Consider the following 15,460-nt stretch of genomic DNA (forward strand, 5'->3'; position numbering starts at 1 on the left):
CAAAGGGGGTACGGCCCCGCCGTACCCCCTCTGATGTCACTGCGCGTTGGCCGTGGCCGCGTCGGCCAGACCCTTCTGCAGCGCTGCCACGTCCTGCTTGCCCAGGTAGAGACCGACCTGCTCGTTGATCGCGGTGAGCCACGGCTGGCTGACCGCCACACCGTGCTGGACGGAGCCGGCCAGCTTGTTGCCCGACCAGTCCTTCAGCGCGTCACCGAGGTAGTCGGTGTACAGGGCGGCGTCGGCGTCCTTGCGGGCCGGGATGGAGCCCTTCTTCGGGTTGAAGGCGTCCTGGCCCTCCTTGCTGGCCGCCACCTTCAGCCACGCGAGCGCGCCCTCACGGTTCTTGGCGCCCTTGGGCAGGGTGAAGCTGTCCGACAACCACAGGTAGGTGCCCTCGGTGCCGGGCGCGGGCGCCCAGTCGAAGTCGGTCTTCGACGTCTTGCCGAGGCCGCCGTCCGGCGGGTTGTGGAAGTAGCCGTAGGCCCAGTCGCCCATGATATTGAAGGCCGCCTGGCCGTCTGCCACCTGCTTGGCGGCGGGCTGCCAGTCGTCCTGCGGGTCACCGGCGAACGACATGATCGTCTTGAAGCTCTCCAGCGCCTTGGTCACCTCGGGGGCGGCCCAGTTGGCGCCCGGCTTGAACAGGGCGTTGTAGCCGTCGGTGCCCAGCGAGCCGAGCATGACGTTCTCCAGCAGGTGGGTGACCGTCCACTCCGAACCGATCGAGAGCGGGATCTTGCCCTTGGCCTTGACCTTGCCCAGCGCGGCGATGAACTCCTCGATCGTCTTCGGCGCGCCCGCGACCCCGGCCTCCTTCAGGACCGCCGGGTTGAACCACAGCACGTTGGAGCGGTGGATGTTCACCGGCACCGAATAGATCTTGCCGTCCACGCTGATCTGCTCGACCAGCTGGGCCGGGAAGACGTCCTTGAGCTTCAGCTCGTCATACAGCGAGGTGAGGTCCTCCAGTTGCCCGGCCTTGATGTAGCCCTGCAGCTCGGCGCCCGCGTGACCCTGGAAGGAGTCCGGCGGCTCGCCACCCTGCAGCTTGGTCTGGAGCAGAGCCTTCGCCTTATCTCCCGAACCGCCCGCGACCGCGGCGTCCAGGAACTTCAGGTTAGGGTTCTGGGTTTCAAATATCTTCCGCATCGCGGCCAGACCGTCGGCCTCACCGGGCCCGGTCCACCAGGAGAAGACCTCGACGTCGCTCGACGCGGCCTTCGTAGCGCCATCGGTGGCCTGGCCTGCGGGTGTGTTCCCACCGCCACAGGCGGTCACTCCGAGCAGGCCAGCCATCGTGATCGCGACGGCTGCCAACCACCGTCGTCGCATCGCACACCGTCCCTTCGAGACCCCCGAACGAACTCAGGTTGACAACGTTGTCAGTAGGGCCATCAACCCACTTCGCCCGCAGCGTCGTCAAGGCATGCTCGATAACAGCTCAGAGACGTTCGAACCCGCCGCCCGCTCCGGCCACGACCGTGACGCCGAAGTCGTGCTTGGTGCCGGGCAGATCCGCGGCGTCCGACGTGGCCGCCGCCACCACCAGCGCGCCGCTCAGCACCGCCAGCCCGACCAGCGCGATCAGATCGCACCCGTCATCGGGCTTCCAGGTGGCCAGAACCACGTCGGACTCGGTCAGCTTCACCTGCTCGTCCAGCTCCGCCATCCGCGCCAGCAGCTCCGACTGGGCCATCCGGCGGCCGCCGGACAACACCAGCGCGTCCTGCAGCCGGGCGTCGATCGTCGGTAAAGGCGTCGGCTCCAGAGTCAGCAGGTCCTCGAAGTCGATCGTGTCGACGACGGAACCGAAGGCGATCACCTGCCGGACCCGGGATTCCTCCACCGCCCGCAGCGACAGCGGAGCCAGGTCCGGCGTGGTGATCAGCGTCCGCGCGTCGCACTCGGACAGCCGCTCGGCCAGTTCCGCCCCCGAAAGGCGCGGGTCGAGCGGCGCGGCGACGCCGCCGGCCGCGAGCACCGTGTGGACGGCCAGCGTCTGCGCGCAGGCCGTGCTCACATGGACGCCCACGACCTGCTCGCGCCTGGCGCCCCTGCGTACCATCCCGGACGCCGCCCTGGTCACCTCGGTGACCAGCCTGCGATAGCTGTAAACGAGGCCGCCGTGGAGATCCACGAGCGCCGGCCGGTCCCCTCGTTCGTAGGCCCGGCCGAACACCTCGTTGGTCACGGTGCCCGCAGACGAGACGATCGGCTTCATGCTTAGGACGGTACGGCGGGCATGCGTGCCGCAGCATCCACCGATGTATGTATACCGATGTGCATTCACCGGGTTCCTCGACAGTTCGTCAACTGAATCCGTTGCGGGGCGGGCTCGAGCCCTGCGCGGCTCGAGCCCGCTGTCGCGTGCCCCAGACCAAAACCCCCACCCCTCCGAGGAGGCCCTGATCCGTGTTGGGCACGCGACGCTCCCGGCGGACCGGCCGGGCGCGCCTCCGGTGTGGGCACCCCGGAGCACCGGGGTTCGGAGGTTGGCGCCAGTCGGCCGATCACATGGCAAACGCTAGGCCGACCGGGAGCCCGGCACATGCACTGAGATGGCCATTCGAGGATGTATCCGCCAGTGCCGAAAGATGTGTAGAGAGGTTGGGCTCAGCGCTGCTCGATGACCCAGGCGGCGATCTGTGTACGCGTGCAGAACCCCAGCTTGGCCAGGATGTTCGCCACGTGCCGCGCGGCCGTCGCCGGGCTGATGACCAGCTCGTCGGCGATCCCCTTGTTGCTCAGCCCCCGTGAGACCAGCTCGGCCACTTCCAGCTCCCTGGCCGTCAGCTTGCTGTCCTGCCCCATCGGCACCACCGGCACGTCGGAGCGCTCGGGCAGAGTGCCGTCGAGCGCGCACCGCACCGCCTCGTCCGCGCTCATCGCCGCCCCCTCCGCCCACAGCTGCGCCACCAGCGCCTCCCCCAGGCTGCGGCGCGCGGGCGCGAGGATCTCCTCCTCCCGCGCCTCGGGGCGGCGCTCGCGCAGCGCCACCGATGCCGACATCAGCAGCACCGCGCGCCGTTCGTCGCCCTCGGCAACGAGCAGCCCGGCCCACGCCTCCAGCCTGCGGGCGATGCCCGTGCGCAGGCCGGCGTCCCGGCTGAGCTCCAGCGCCTCGGTCAGCCGCGCCCGAGCCTCACGCAGGTCGCCCTGCTCCAGCGCCACCCGGCCGAGCCCGGCCAGGCAGCTGATGGTCTGCTGGCGGGCGTCGACGTGGCGTACCAGCCGCAGGCCGCTCTCGTAGTGGCGCTTGGCGGTCGCGCTGTCGCCCACCCGGCGCGCCACCTGGGCCAGGCCGATGTGTCCGTTGGACAGGCCCCAGTGGTTGTCGAGCCGCTCGCACAGCGCCAGCACCTCCTCGAAGGCCCGCCGCGCCTCGTGCAGCCGGCCCTCGTGCAGGGCCAGGCCCGCCCTGGTGCCCTGGGCGATCGAGGCCAGGATCGCGTCGCCGCTCCTGGCCGCCACCTCCAGCGCCTGCCGCAGCGGCTCCTGCTCGCCGGAGGTCTGGGCGCGCAGGATCATGCCGACGGCCTCGCCGTAGCTGTCGCCCGCCGACCTGCACATCCCGAGGCCCGAGCGCGCGCACCGCGCCGCGGTCGCGAGGTCGCCGCTCTGTACGGCCAGCTCCCCGCGCAGCACGGTCGCCTGCCCGAGGAGCCCGAGGTCGCCGGTCTCGGTCGCCAGGAGGCGGTCCAGGGGCCCGGCCAGGCCGAGATTGCGGCCGCTGGCCACCAGCATGTAGCGCATGTCGGTGAGCATCCTGAGCGCGACCTCCTGGCGGCCGATCGCGATCGACCAGTCCAGCGCCGCGCTGATCTCGCTCTTGAGGCCGTCGAAGAGGTTGCCGAAGCGCTCCATCACCGCCCAGGACGTGCGGGCCCCCGGCGCCACCGCCTGCTTGAACTCCACCGCCAGCCGGGCCATCGCCGCCAGGTGCGCCCGGCGCAGCTCCATCTCCTCGTCCGTCTGCGACAGCTGCTCGACCGCGTACTCCCTGACGGTCTCCAGCAGCCGGTAGCGCGCCTCGCCGGCGATCTCGCCGTCCACCACGACCAGCGACTTGTCCACCAGGTCGCACAGCCGGGCGAGCACCTCCTCCTCGGGCAGCCCGTCGCCCTGGCAGACCCACTCGGCCACGTCGAGCGTCCAGCAGGAACGGAAGACCGCAAGGCGGCGCAGCAGCAGGCGCTCCTGCTCCGACAGCAGCCGGTAGCTCCAGTCGACCGCCGCCCGCAGCGTGCGCTGGCGCGCCGGAGCCGTGCGGGCGCCGGCCGACAGCAGGCGGAACCGGTCGTCGAGCCGCTCGATCAGCTGCCGCAGCGACAGCGCCCTGACCATGGCCGCGGCCAGCTCGATCGCCAGCGGCAGCCCGTCCAGCGCCCGGCACAGACGTACCACCTGTGGCAGCAGCTCGTCGCTCAGCTCGAACCCGGGACGGACCGCGGCCGCCCTGGCGTGGAAGAGCCGCACCGCCTCGGAGCGCCGGGGATCGCCGCCCAGCGACAGCGGCGGCACCCGCCAGACCGTCTCGCCGGGCACCCGCAGCGGCTCCCTGCTGGTGGCCAGCACGGTCACCCCCGGGCAGGCGCCGACCAGGTCGCGCGAGAGCTCGGCGCACTCGCCCACGAGCTGCTCGCAGTTGTCGAGCACCACGAGCACGCGGCGGTCGCCGATCCGCTCGGGCAGCGGCGTGCCGGAGTCGGCGGCCAGCCCCAGCGCGGCCGCCACGTGGTCGGCCACGCTCACGTCGGCGCCCAGGTCGGACAGGTCGACCAGCCGGGCGCCGCCGGAGAAGCGCGGCGCGACCCGCGCCGCCAGGCGGATCGCCAGACGCGTCTTGCCGATGCCCCCCGCTCCGCACAGCGTCACGACGCGCGCCACGTCGAGCAGCTGGACCAGCTCGTCGACATCCGACTCGCGGCCGACGAACAGGTTGGGCTCGGCGGGGAGGTTCCACGCGGTAATCATCACTCTGAGTGTGACACCGACTACTCGTTCATACCATGCTCGATCGCCCAGGTGGCCACCTGGGTCCTGGAGGTGAAGCCGAGTTTCGCCAGGATGTTGCTGACGTGCCTGGCCACGGTGGCCGGGCTGATGACCAGTTCCTCGGCCAGTTTCCTGTTGGAAAGGCCCCGGGCGATCAGGCCGGCGATCTCGCGTTCGCGCTCGGTCAGGGTGCCGTCGGGCGCCACCGGGACCGGGATGCCCAGGCGGGGGCGTACGGGGGGCTCGCCGCGCACGGCGTACTCGATGGCCTGGTGCCAGGGCAGCGTGCGGCCCTCCGCCCACAGCTGCGCCACCATCGTCTCCCCCAGCGCGCGCCTGGCGGGCGCGAGGAGCTCCTGGATGCGCGCGCCGCTCAGGCTGAGCAGCAGCGCGCCGCCCATCCGCTCGCGCAGCGCAGAGGCCGCGGCCATCAGGCGTACGGCCCGCACGTGCTCGCCCTCGCGCAGCGCCAGGTCGGCGAAGCCGTCGACCAGCTCGACCGCGACCGCCCGCTGGCCCAGCCCCGAGCTGAGCGCCAGGCTCTCGGCCAGCCGGCGCCGCGCGGTGTCGAAGTCGCCCAGCTCCGTGGCGATCCGGCCGAGCCCGGTCAGGCAGCGGATGCGCTCGCCCCGGTGGTCGATCGGGTCGAGCAGCTCCTGCGCGTATTGGTAGTGGTGGGCCGCCGCCTCCAGGTCACCGCGGGAGTGGGCGATCTGGGCCAGGCCGATCACCGCCAGCGCCATGCCCCAGTCGTTGGCGTCGCGGTGGCTGTCGATCATCTGCTCGTAGAGCCTGGCCGACTCCCTCAACTGCCCGGCGACCTGCGCGTGCAGCGCCTTGATGTAGGTCACGAGCGAGCGCACGTAGGAGTCGCCGGCCTTGCCCGCCAGCTCGGCGGCCCGGTCGAGGGTGATCTCCTCGTCGCCGGCGCCCACCGCGCACAGCATGATGATCGCGAGCGCCTCGCTGATCAGGTGGCCGCTCGCCCGGCCCAGCCGCACCGCCTCGCGGCCGTGGCGCACCACGCCGACCGCGTCGCCGCCGAAGAAGCAGACCACCGACCTGATCGCCAGCGCGTGCGCCACCTGGCCCGGCATGACCGTGTCGGAGTCCTGCAGCAGCTCGTCGATGTGCCTGGCCGCCTCGTCGAACCGGCCGCCCGCGATGATCACCCACTGCAGGTCGGTGCACATGCGCAGGCCCCGCTCCACCTGGCCGGTACGGCGGGCGTACCCCAGCCCGGCGTACAGGTTGGGCTGCATGGCGTCGATGACCAGCGCCCGCCGGGTGATCTCCGGCCAGTGGCGCCGGTCGCAGGTCGCGATCAGGTCGCCGAGCCGCTTCGAGACGAGGAACACGCACTCCAGGTGCCGCTGCCTCAGCTCGTCCTCGTCGCCCGACTCCTGGAGCCGCTGCCTGCCGTAGTCGCGTACCGTGTCGAGCATGCGGTAGCGGATCTCGCCGCCCGCCTCGCCGTCGGCCAGCACCAGCGACTTGTCGACCAGCTCGGCCATCGTCGCCAGCACCTCGTCGGCGGCCAGCCCAGGGCACGGGCAGGTCAGCTCGGCCAGCTCCAGGGTCCAGCCGCCGCGGAAGGCGGTCAGGCGCTGCAGCAGCAACTGGGCCGGGGCGCTCAGCATCCGGTAGCTCCACTCGACCGTGGCCAGCAGCGTGCGCTGACGGGCCGGCGCCGAGCGTGAACCGCTGGTCAGCAGCTTGAACCGGTCGGACAGCCGGGACCTGATCTGCTCCACCGACAGCACCCTGGTCATGGCCGCCGCCAGCTCGATCGCCAGCGGGATGCCCTCCAGCTCCGCGCAGAGCGCGCTGACCGCGGTGTCCTCCTGGGCGGTCCAGGTCAGCCCGCCGCCGGCCACCGACCGGTCGACGAACAGCCGCACCGCGTCGCTGCCGCCGCCCGCCACCGGCAGCAGCGACAGCGGCGGCACCCGCCAGACCGTCTCGCCGAGCACCCGCAGCGGCTCGCGGCTCGTGGCCATCACCCGCAGGTCGGGGCAGGCGCCCAGCAGGTAGGTGCACAGCTCGGCGCAGTCCTCGATGAGGTGCTCGCAGTTGTCCAGCACGAGCAGCTGCTTGCCGCCGCCGACAGCCGTGGCCACCGCCTGGGCGGGGTCGCCGTCGGGCGACACCTGGACGCCGAGCACCGCGGCCACGCGTTGCGCGAGCAGGTCGCCGCAGTCGAGGTCGGCCAGCTCCACCAGCCAGACGCCGTCGCTGAACACCTCGACCGCCTCGTGCGCCACACTCAGGCACAACCGCGTCTTGCCGATGCCGCCGGTGCCGCACAAGGTCACGACACGCACCGCCATCAGCAGGCGCAACAGCTCATCCAGGTCGGACTCCCGGCCGATGAACGCGTTGGGAACCGTCGGAAGGTTCGTGGGCACCGTCGTTACTCCTCGCGGGGGGCGGGCAACAGCACTACCGACAGTGTTACACCCGTCACAGAGAATTTGGGGCCAGCCAGACCAGGCTTATCTGACCGCGGGCCAGATCGGATTGTCAGTGCCCTGCTTCACACTTCATTCATGGGCGACGACGCGCTGGAAATCGGCGAGATCACCATCTCCGACTGGCACGCGCACACCGACAAGATGGCCGAGGCCGGATTCCTCACCATCGCCAGGCGGCTGCCCTCGCTCATCGGGCAGGCCATGCGGCTGGCGTGGCGGGCCAGCCCGCGCGACACCGTCGCCACGGTCTCGCTCAACCTGCTGGGCGGGGTGTTCACCGCGTTCGGGCTGCTGGCCACGACCGGGGTGCTGACGGCGCTGTTCAGCGACGGTCCGACGCCCGACCGGGTGATGGCCGCGCTGCCGAGCCTGGCTCTGGTGGCGGGGGCCGCCGCGATGCGCACCGCCGTACAGGCTGGGGCGGGATGGGCGCAGTCGCGGCTGGACCCGCAGGTGAGCCGGCTGACGGAGGAGCGGCTCTACGGCCTGACCAGCAGGGTCGAGCTCGCCGCTTACGACGACCCCGACTTCCACGACGCGCTGCAGCGGGCCAGGCTGCGCGGCGTGGCCATGGCCGACTCGGTGGTCACCTCGGCCATCGACGTGGTCACCGCCCTGGTCGGGCTGCTGGCGGTGGCCGGCGTGCTGGGCGTGCTGCATCCGGTGCTGCTGCCGTTGCTGCTGCTGGCCGTGCTGCCCGACGCGTGGGCGGCGGGGCGCAGCGCCCGCATGCGCTACACCACCCTTTACACCCTGATCCCGGCCAACCGCCGCAAATGGATCATCGCCGAGCTGCTGGCCAACCGGCAGCCCGCCGCGGAGGTCCGCTCGTTCACGATGCGCGGCTTCCTTCTGCGCATGTACGACGCGGTCGCCCGCGCCGAGCAGGAGGTGCTGCTGCGCCTGGCCAAGCGCCAGACGCTCACCCGGGTCCTGGGGGAGTCGCTGGGCGGCCTCGGCAGCGGCCTGGTCTACGTGGCGCTCGGCGTCCTGCTCGCCCTCGGCTCCATCCTGCTGGCCGTGGCAGGCACCGCGGTCCTGGCCATCCGCCAGGGCCAGTCGTCGCTGGGCAACCTCATGTACGCCACCAACCGCCTCTACGAGGAGGGCCTCTACTTCACCGACTTCCTCGACTTCTGCGAGGACGCCGAGCGCCGCCTGGCCAAGCCGCGCCCGGTGGAGGCTCCGGAGTCCTTCGCCCGGATCTCCGCCCATGACGTCACCTTCGCCTACCCGGGCTCCGACAACCCGGCGCTGCGCGGCGTCTCCATCGAGGTCAACGCGGGCGAGGTCATCGCGTTCGTGGGCGAGAACGGCTCCGGCAAGACCACGCTCGCCAAGATCCTCTCCGGCCTCTACGAACCCGACTCGGGCAACGTGACCTGGGACGACGTCGACCTGCGCGACGTCGAGCCCGAGGCGCTGCGCATGCGCACGGCGGTCATCGCCCAGGACCACACCCGCTGGCCGCTGACCGCCCGCTACAACATCACCATGGGCACCGGCAAGGGCGAGGAGGCGCTCGACGCCGCCGCCCGGGTGGCGGGGGCCGACGCGGTCATCGCCGACCTCCCGCACGGCTACCGCACCCTGCTCGACCGCCGCTTCAAGGACGGCCAGGAGCTGTCCGGCGGCCAGTGGCAGCGCATCGCCGTGGCCCGCGGCTTCCACCGCGACGCCCCGCTGCTGATCTGCGACGAGCCCACCGCCGCCCTCGACGCCCGCGCCGAGCACGCGCTGTTCGAACGCATCCGCGACCACGCCGACGGCCGCACGGTCCTGCTCATCACCCACCGGCTGGCCAGCGTCCGCTACGCCGACCGCATCTACGTCCTCGACCACGGCAAGGTCGTCGAGGCCGGCACCCACGCCGCCCTGATGTCGCTGGACGGCCTGTACGCCGACCTCTACACCCTGCAGTCGTCGGCCTACCGCGACTAGACGGCGGCGTCGAGCCGGTCCTTCTGGGCCGGGTCGAGGGTCAGCGATGTGGCGCCGATGGCCTCGTCGAGCTGGGCGAGCCGGGTAGCGCCGACGATCGGCACGTGCCCGTCGGCCAGCAGCCAGGCCAGCACGACCTGGTTGGGCGTGGCGCCCAGTTCGCCGGCCACCTCGCCCAGGACCGCCAGGCGGCGGGTGGTGCCGGGGTGGTCGTAGGACTCCGGCAGCGGCCGGTCGGCCCGGCCGGTGTAGGAGCCGGCCATGAGCGTGTTGTAGGCCCACAGCGAGATCCCGGAGTCGGCCACGTGCTCCAGCGTCTCCTCGGTCACCAGCACGTGCGCGCTCTCGGCCTGCCGGGTCAGCGGGCGCGGGCGCAGGTAGGTGTGGCGCAGTTGCAGGTGGGTGTACGGCATCCAGCCGTGCCCCGCCGACAGGTTCCTGGCCCGCTCCAGCCGCCAGGCGCGCATGTTGCTGGCCCCGAGCGCGCGGATCTTGCCGTCCTTGGCCAGCGCGTTGAACGCCTCCAAAGACTCCTCAAGCGGGACGGAAGCATCATCAATGTGCGACCAATACACATCGATGTAGTCGGTCCGCAATCTCGTGAGGCTGCCCTCGGCGGCCTTCGCGATCGCCGAAGCCGACAGCCCTTCCATCGAGTCGAGCGTGCGGTCGCCGGCGACCGTCGGCCGGGCGCCGGCCTTGGTGCTCAGCACCACCCGGTCCCGGTTGCCCCGCGCGGCCAGCCACGCCCCGATGGCCGCCTCGCTCTCGTCCCCGGTGCACCCCTCCACCCAGAAGGGGTAGTTGTTGGCCGTGTCGATCATCGTGCCGCCGGCCTCGGCGAACCGGTCGAGCAGGGCGAAGGTGTCGTCCATGGTGACGGCGGTGCCGAAACCGATCGTGCCCAGTGCGAGTCTCATGGCCACGACTGTGGCTCCTGGAGCCCACTCCAGGTCAAGTTTGACCTGGAGTGCACTCCAGGTGGGACGATGGAGTGCGTGAGCGTCTACACACCCTCGGAAGTCGTCGAGGAGACCGGCTTCAGCCTCGACACCCTGCGCTACTACGAGAAGATCGGGCTGCTGGCCGGCATCGAACGCAACTCCGCAGGCCAGCGCCGCTTCACCCAGCAAGACCTCGGCTGGCTCAACCTGATCCGCTGCCTGCGCGACACCGGGATGCCCATCGCCGGGATGCTGCGCTTCGCGGACCTGGTCCGCCAGGGCGAGCACACCGTCGCCGAGCGCATCGAGCTCCTCGAAGAGCACGACCGGCGGGTCAAGGAGCAGATCGCCAACCTCGCCGAGCGGCAGAAGTACATTCACCACAAGATTTCCTACTACCGCAGCGTCCTCTAGCCCTGGCTTGGGTTTCCGGCTGTTAGACCGAGGAGCATGGCCGGACCCAGGGCGAAACGGATCAACATTCCCCTGCGCCGAGTGGCGCTGATCTGCTCGGCGATGTTGTTCGCGCTGCTGGCCAACGTCACCTATCTTCAGGCGTTCGAGGCGTACAGCCTGAACGCCGATCCGCGTAACCAGCGCACGATCATCGCCAGGTTCGACCACGCCCGGGGGGACATCTCCACCTATGACGGTTCGGTGATCGCCTACAGCGAGCGCGCGGACGGCGGGCCGTACCTCTATCGGCGGGTCTATCCGGAAGGGGAGCTCTACGCGCCCGCGACCGGCTACCTGTCCCTCTACCGCGAGACCGGCGTCGAGCATGCCGAGGACGGTGTTTTGTCGGGGTCGGACGCCAAGGTCAAGGTGCGCGCGCTGGTGAAGGACGGGAGCGCGGCGGGGGCCGACGTCCGGCTGACGATCGTGGACCGGGTGCAGCGGGCCGCCTATGACGCTTTGAAGGCGACCGGGCGGCCCGGCGCCGCCGTGGCGATCAATCCGGTGACCGGGGCGATCCTGGCGATGGCCTCCTATCCGTCCTACGACCCGAACGCGTTCGCCGGGTTCGACGCCGGCGAACTCGCCGAGGCCGACCGGCGCCTGCGCGCCGACCCCGGCAGGCCGCTGCTCAACCGCGCGCTCGGCCAGAACTACCCGCCCGGCTCGACGTTCAAGGTGGTGACCGCGGCGGCGGCGCTGGCCTCCGGCGCCTACACGCCGTCCTCGCAGGTGGACGCGCCCCTCCAGTTGCAGCTTCCCGGCACGACCACCTCCCTGGGCAACTTCGGCGGCACGTCCTGCGGTGACGGGCATCCGCCGCTGGGCTACGCCTTCCAGGTGTCGTGCAACACCGCGTTCGCCAACATCGGCCTCGACCTGGGGTCGGACACGCTGCGGGAGGTGGCGCAGGCGTTCGGGTTCGACACCGACGAGCTGACCGTGCCGCTCCCGGTCGCGGAGAGCGGTTACCCGAAGGGCATGGACCAGGCCCAGACCGCCCTGTCGGCGATCGGCCAGTACGAGGACCGGGCGACGCCGCTGATGATCGCCATGATGTCGGCGGCGGTCGCCAACCGGGGCACGCTCATGCGCCCGTACCTGGTGGAGGAGGCCCGGCTGCCCGACGGCTCGGTCATCAACCGCGCCTGGCCCACCGAGTACCGCACCACGATGCCCGAGACGGTGGCGGCCGACCTCACCGCGATGATGGTCTCCGTCACCCAGCCCGGCGGTACGGGCGCCGCCGCGGCGATCCCCGGCGTTGCGGTGGCGGCCAAGACCGGGACCGCCGAGCACGTGCGTGGGGCGGCGGCGCACGCCGTCATCACCGCCTTCGCCCCGGCCGACGCGCCGGAGGTGGCGGTGGGCGTGGTCGTGGAGAACGGCGGTTCGGGGGGCGAGACGGCCGCGCCGATCGCCCAGGCCGTCCTCCGCTCGGCGCTCCCCTAGGGCTCCCTAGGGAAGGTGGTCGACCAGGGAAGATGGTCGGCCAGAGAAAGGTGGTTGGCTAAGGAAGGTGGTCGGCCAGGTAGCGGCGAACCAGCTGCTTGCATTCGGCGATCAGCTCGGGGTCGCCGTCCGGGTGCATGCGGAACGCCAGCTTCAGCACCGCGTCCGTGGCCTCCACCGCCACCAGCAGCGCCCGGTCCAGTCCCGACCCCGCGGGCGCGTGGAGCAGGTCGACGGTCAGCGCCCGCAGCCGGTCGGCCACGATGACGTTGTTCTCCAGCGCCGCGTCCAGCGTCCGGTTGGTGCCCTCGACCGCGGGCCCGCCGGGCGTGGGCAGCACCTCGCCGAAGTCCACCACGGCGAACCCCGGCGTCGTGCGCTTCATCGCGACGAACTCGTCGATGGCCAGGTCGACGAGGTCGGTCCAGTGTTCAAGGTCGGCGCCGGCGATCCGCTCGGTCACCCGCTGGAGGAACGCCTCCAGGTTGCGCATGGCCAGCGCGCGGACCAACCCCTGCTTGTCGGGAAAGAACTGATAGAACGTGCCGATCGGGACCTCAGCTCGGCGCGCGACCTCCTTGGTGGTCAGCGCGTCATACCCGACCTGGTCGAGCAGCAGCGCGCACTCGTCGAGCATCCGCTCTACCCGTTCCACGCTGCGGCGCTGGGCGGGGCGGCGGCGCAAGGTACTCGTCATGCTCTCCATCCTGGCGTATTACCAGCAAGTACAGTCTTGCTCTTTCGGCCCGGCAATTACATGAGTGATACTCACCTCTTATGAGCACCTTCTTGTGGGGTACGGCTACCGCCGCCTACCAGATCGAGGGCGCCGTCGCGGAAGACGGCCGGGGCACCTCGATCTGGGACACCTTCACCCACGAGCCCGGCCGCGTGCGCGACGGCCACACCGGCGACGTGGCCTGCGACCATTACCACCGCACCGCCGAGGACATCGCGCTCATGTCCGGTCTCGGCGTCAACGCCTACCGCTTCTCCATCTCCTGGCCGAGGGTCCAGCCCGGCGGGCGTACCAATGAGAAGGGCCTGGGCTTCTACGACCGCCTCGTGGACGACCTGCTGGCCGAGGGCATCACGCCGGTGCCCACCCTGTTCCACTGGGATCTGCCGCAGGAGCTCCAGGACGAGGGCGGGTGGATGAATCGCGATATTTCCGGAAAATTCGCGGATTACGCTGCCATCGTGGCCCATCGCCTGGCCGACCGGGTCGGGACCTGGATCACCCTCAACGAGCCCTTCGTTCACATGGCCTTCGGCTACGCACTCGGCGTGCACGCCCCCGGCCAGAGCCTGCTGCTCGACGCCCTGCCCACCGCCCACCACCAGCTCCTGGCCCACGGACTGGCGACCCAGGCGCTGCGCGCGGCCGGCGCCCGCGAGATCCTCATCTCCAACAACTGCACCCCGGTCTGGCCCGCCTCCGACAGCCCCGAGGACCTCGCCGCCGCCGAGGCCTACGACACGCTGCACAACCGGCTGTTCAACGATCCCATCCTCACCGGCGCGTACCCGGACCTGTCGGCCTTCGGCAAGGACGCCCCGCAGGACGGCCTGGACGTGATCTCCACCCCCATCGACGGCCTCGGCGTCAACTACTACAACCCCACCCGCATCGCCGCGCCGCGGCAGGACGCCTTCCCGTTCGACGACGCCGGCATCACCGGCTACCCCACCACCGCCTTCGGCTGGCCCGTCGTCCCCGACGGCCTGCACGAACTGCTGACGGGCCTCAAGCAGCGGTACGGCCAGCGCCTCCCGCCCGTCTACGTCACCGAGAACGGCTGCTCCCAGCCCGACGACGTCTCCCCCGACGGCACCGTGGACGACCCGGAGCGCATCGCCTTCCTCGACGGCCACCTCGCCGCGCTCCAGCGGGCCCGGCGGGACGGCGTGGACGTGCGCGGCTACTTCGTCTGGTCGCTGCTGGACAACTTCGAGTGGGCTGAGGGCTACAACCAGCGCTTCGGGCTGGTCCACGTGGACTTCGAGACGCTGCGCCGTACACCCAAGAGCTCCTACCACTGGCTGAAGGCCTACTTGGGCCACCAGTAGGAGCGCGGCAGCAGGCGGGCGAGGCGCAGCGAGCCGGCCGCGTACCAGCAGATCAGCTCCTTGACCCACGCGCCGGGGCGGCCGGGCAGGATCAGCTCGATCGGCGAGTCGTCGCGGCGGACGGCCTGGATGACGCCGTCGCGGCGGCCGAGGCTGACGCACTGGATCAGGTAGCGGAAGCGGAAGGGGCGGGCCGCGCGGCCACGGGCGCGGGCGTTGACGGCGTCGGCGGCGTGCGCGCCGATCGGCATGCCGACCGCGCACGACATGCGCGAGAGCCCGGCCCTCGGCACGTTCACGGCGGCGGCGTCGCCGACCGCGTAGACGTCGGGGTGGGAGATCGAGCGGAGCGTGGCGTCGACGAGCGTCCTGCCGCGCTCGTCCACCGCCAGCCCGGCCTTGGCGGCAAGTTCCGGCACGGCGAACGAACCCGCCCACACCACGACGTCTGCCTCGATCGGGCCCTGCGCGGTGGTGAGCCCGTCCGGGGTCACCGCCTCGACCCGCGTGTCCGGGTGGACGCTGACGCCCAGCCTGGCCAGCACCTTGGCGACGTGCGCGCGGCCGCGGCCCGACAGCCCGGCGGCCGGGTGGGCGCCGGTGACCAGCTTGACCTGCCATCGCGGGTACGACTCGGCGAGCTCCGTGGCCAGTTCGATCCCGGTCAGCCCGCCGCCCACGACAGCCAGGCGGCCGCCGCCCTCGCGCAGCCGTTCCCCCAGCGCGACCGCGTTCTCGGCGGCGTAGGCGTGCTCGGCCACGCCCGGGACGCTGGCGTCGGTGAAGCTGCCCAGCGCGTAGACGAGCGTGTCGTAGCTGAACTCGCGCCCGTCTTCCAGCGTGAGCGTGCGGGCCTCGGCGTCGATGCCGGTGACCCGGCCGGCGACGGTCCTGATGCCGGTCCCCCGGGTCAGGTCGGCCAGCGGCGTGCTCACCGACGGCCGGCCGGCCGCCCGCTCGTGCAGCCTGATCCGCTCGGTGAAGTTGTCGTCGGCGCTGATCAGGGTGATCCGGTGGCTCCTGTCGAGTCTGAGCGCCGCCGACATGCCCGCGTATCCGGCTCCGATGACCACGATGTCCATGTCCGTCTCCTGTCCTTCGCTTCTTCAGGGGAGACAGGAGTGC

At 71.3% G+C, this 15,460-nt stretch carries 11 protein-coding genes; 4 read left to right on the forward strand and 7 right to left on the reverse strand.

Annotated elements, in window-relative coordinates; translation table 11 throughout:
* Positions 1-36: 36 nt before the first annotated feature.
* From HNR40_RS11170 to HNR40_RS11185, 4 genes are all read right to left on the reverse strand, one after another.
* On the reverse strand, positions 37-1,335 hold the full coding sequence (locus HNR40_RS11170; protein ID WP_184960346.1) for an ABC transporter substrate-binding protein: 1,299 nt from the start codon (positions 1,333-1,335) through the stop codon (positions 37-39).
* A 109-nt stretch (positions 1,336-1,444) separates the two neighbouring features.
* A complete protein-coding gene (locus HNR40_RS11175) occupies positions 1,445-2,224 on the reverse strand; it encodes an AMP-binding protein (protein WP_184960347.1) in 780 nt (259 codons plus the stop codon).
* Positions 2,225-2,616: 392 nt separating this feature from the next.
* Complete coding sequence (locus HNR40_RS11180; RefSeq protein WP_184960348.1) at positions 2,617-4,977, reverse strand: tetratricopeptide repeat protein; 2,361 nt, start codon at positions 4,975-4,977, stop codon at positions 2,617-2,619.
* Between the two features lie 20 nt (positions 4,978-4,997).
* Positions 4,998-7,406, reverse strand: coding sequence for a LuxR C-terminal-related transcriptional regulator (locus HNR40_RS11185; RefSeq protein WP_184960349.1), 2,409 nt, complete (start codon positions 7,404-7,406; stop codon positions 4,998-5,000).
* A 141-nt stretch (positions 7,407-7,547) separates the two neighbouring features.
* On the opposite strand from HNR40_RS11185, the gene HNR40_RS11190 reads away from it, so the two are divergent.
* Complete coding sequence (locus tag HNR40_RS11190) at positions 7,548-9,413, forward strand: ABC transporter ATP-binding protein (RefSeq protein ID WP_184960350.1); 1,866 nt, start codon at positions 7,548-7,550, stop codon at positions 9,411-9,413.
* On the opposite strand, the gene HNR40_RS11195 is transcribed toward HNR40_RS11190, so the two are convergent.
* On the reverse strand, positions 9,410-10,333 hold the full coding sequence (locus HNR40_RS11195; protein ID WP_184960351.1) for an aldo/keto reductase: 924 nt from the start codon (positions 10,331-10,333) through the stop codon (positions 9,410-9,412). The two genes, HNR40_RS11190 and HNR40_RS11195, sit on opposite strands and share 4 nt — an antisense overlap.
* A 69-nt stretch (positions 10,334-10,402) precedes the next feature.
* On the opposite strand from HNR40_RS11195, the gene HNR40_RS11200 reads away from it, so the two are divergent.
* Both HNR40_RS11200 and HNR40_RS11205 read left to right on the forward strand, forming a co-directional pair.
* Complete coding sequence (locus HNR40_RS11200; RefSeq protein WP_184960352.1) at positions 10,403-10,771, forward strand: MerR family transcriptional regulator; 369 nt, start codon at positions 10,403-10,405, stop codon at positions 10,769-10,771.
* A gap of 36 nt (positions 10,772-10,807) precedes the next feature.
* On the forward strand, positions 10,808-12,265 hold the full coding sequence (locus HNR40_RS11205; RefSeq protein ID WP_184960353.1) for a peptidoglycan D,D-transpeptidase FtsI family protein: 1,458 nt from the start codon (positions 10,808-10,810) through the stop codon (positions 12,263-12,265).
* A 58-nt stretch (positions 12,266-12,323) separates the two neighbouring features.
* Here HNR40_RS11205 and HNR40_RS11210 read toward each other — a convergent pair whose 3' ends face one another.
* Positions 12,324-12,962 carry a TetR/AcrR family transcriptional regulator gene (locus HNR40_RS11210; RefSeq protein ID WP_184960354.1) on the reverse strand — a complete coding sequence of 213 codons (639 nt, stop codon included), beginning with the start codon at positions 12,960-12,962 and terminating at the stop codon, positions 12,324-12,326.
* Positions 12,963-13,042: 80 nt separating this feature from the next.
* Here HNR40_RS11210 and HNR40_RS11215 point away from each other — a divergent pair, with 80 nt between their 5' ends.
* Positions 13,043-14,335, forward strand: a complete 1,293-nt coding sequence (locus HNR40_RS11215; RefSeq protein ID WP_184960355.1) for a GH1 family beta-glucosidase — start codon at positions 13,043-13,045, stop codon at positions 14,333-14,335.
* On the opposite strand, the gene HNR40_RS11220 is transcribed toward HNR40_RS11215, so the two are convergent.
* Positions 14,317-15,417, reverse strand: coding sequence for an NAD(P)/FAD-dependent oxidoreductase (locus HNR40_RS11220; RefSeq protein ID WP_184960356.1), 1,101 nt, complete (start codon positions 15,415-15,417; stop codon positions 14,317-14,319). The two genes, HNR40_RS11215 and HNR40_RS11220, sit on opposite strands and share 19 nt — an antisense overlap.
* Positions 15,418-15,460: the final 43 nt, after the last annotated feature.

Source organism: Nonomuraea endophytica (genome assembly GCF_014203235.1).
In the GTDB taxonomy this organism is placed as follows: Bacteria; Actinomycetota; Actinomycetes; order Streptosporangiales; family Streptosporangiaceae; genus Nonomuraea; species Nonomuraea endophytica.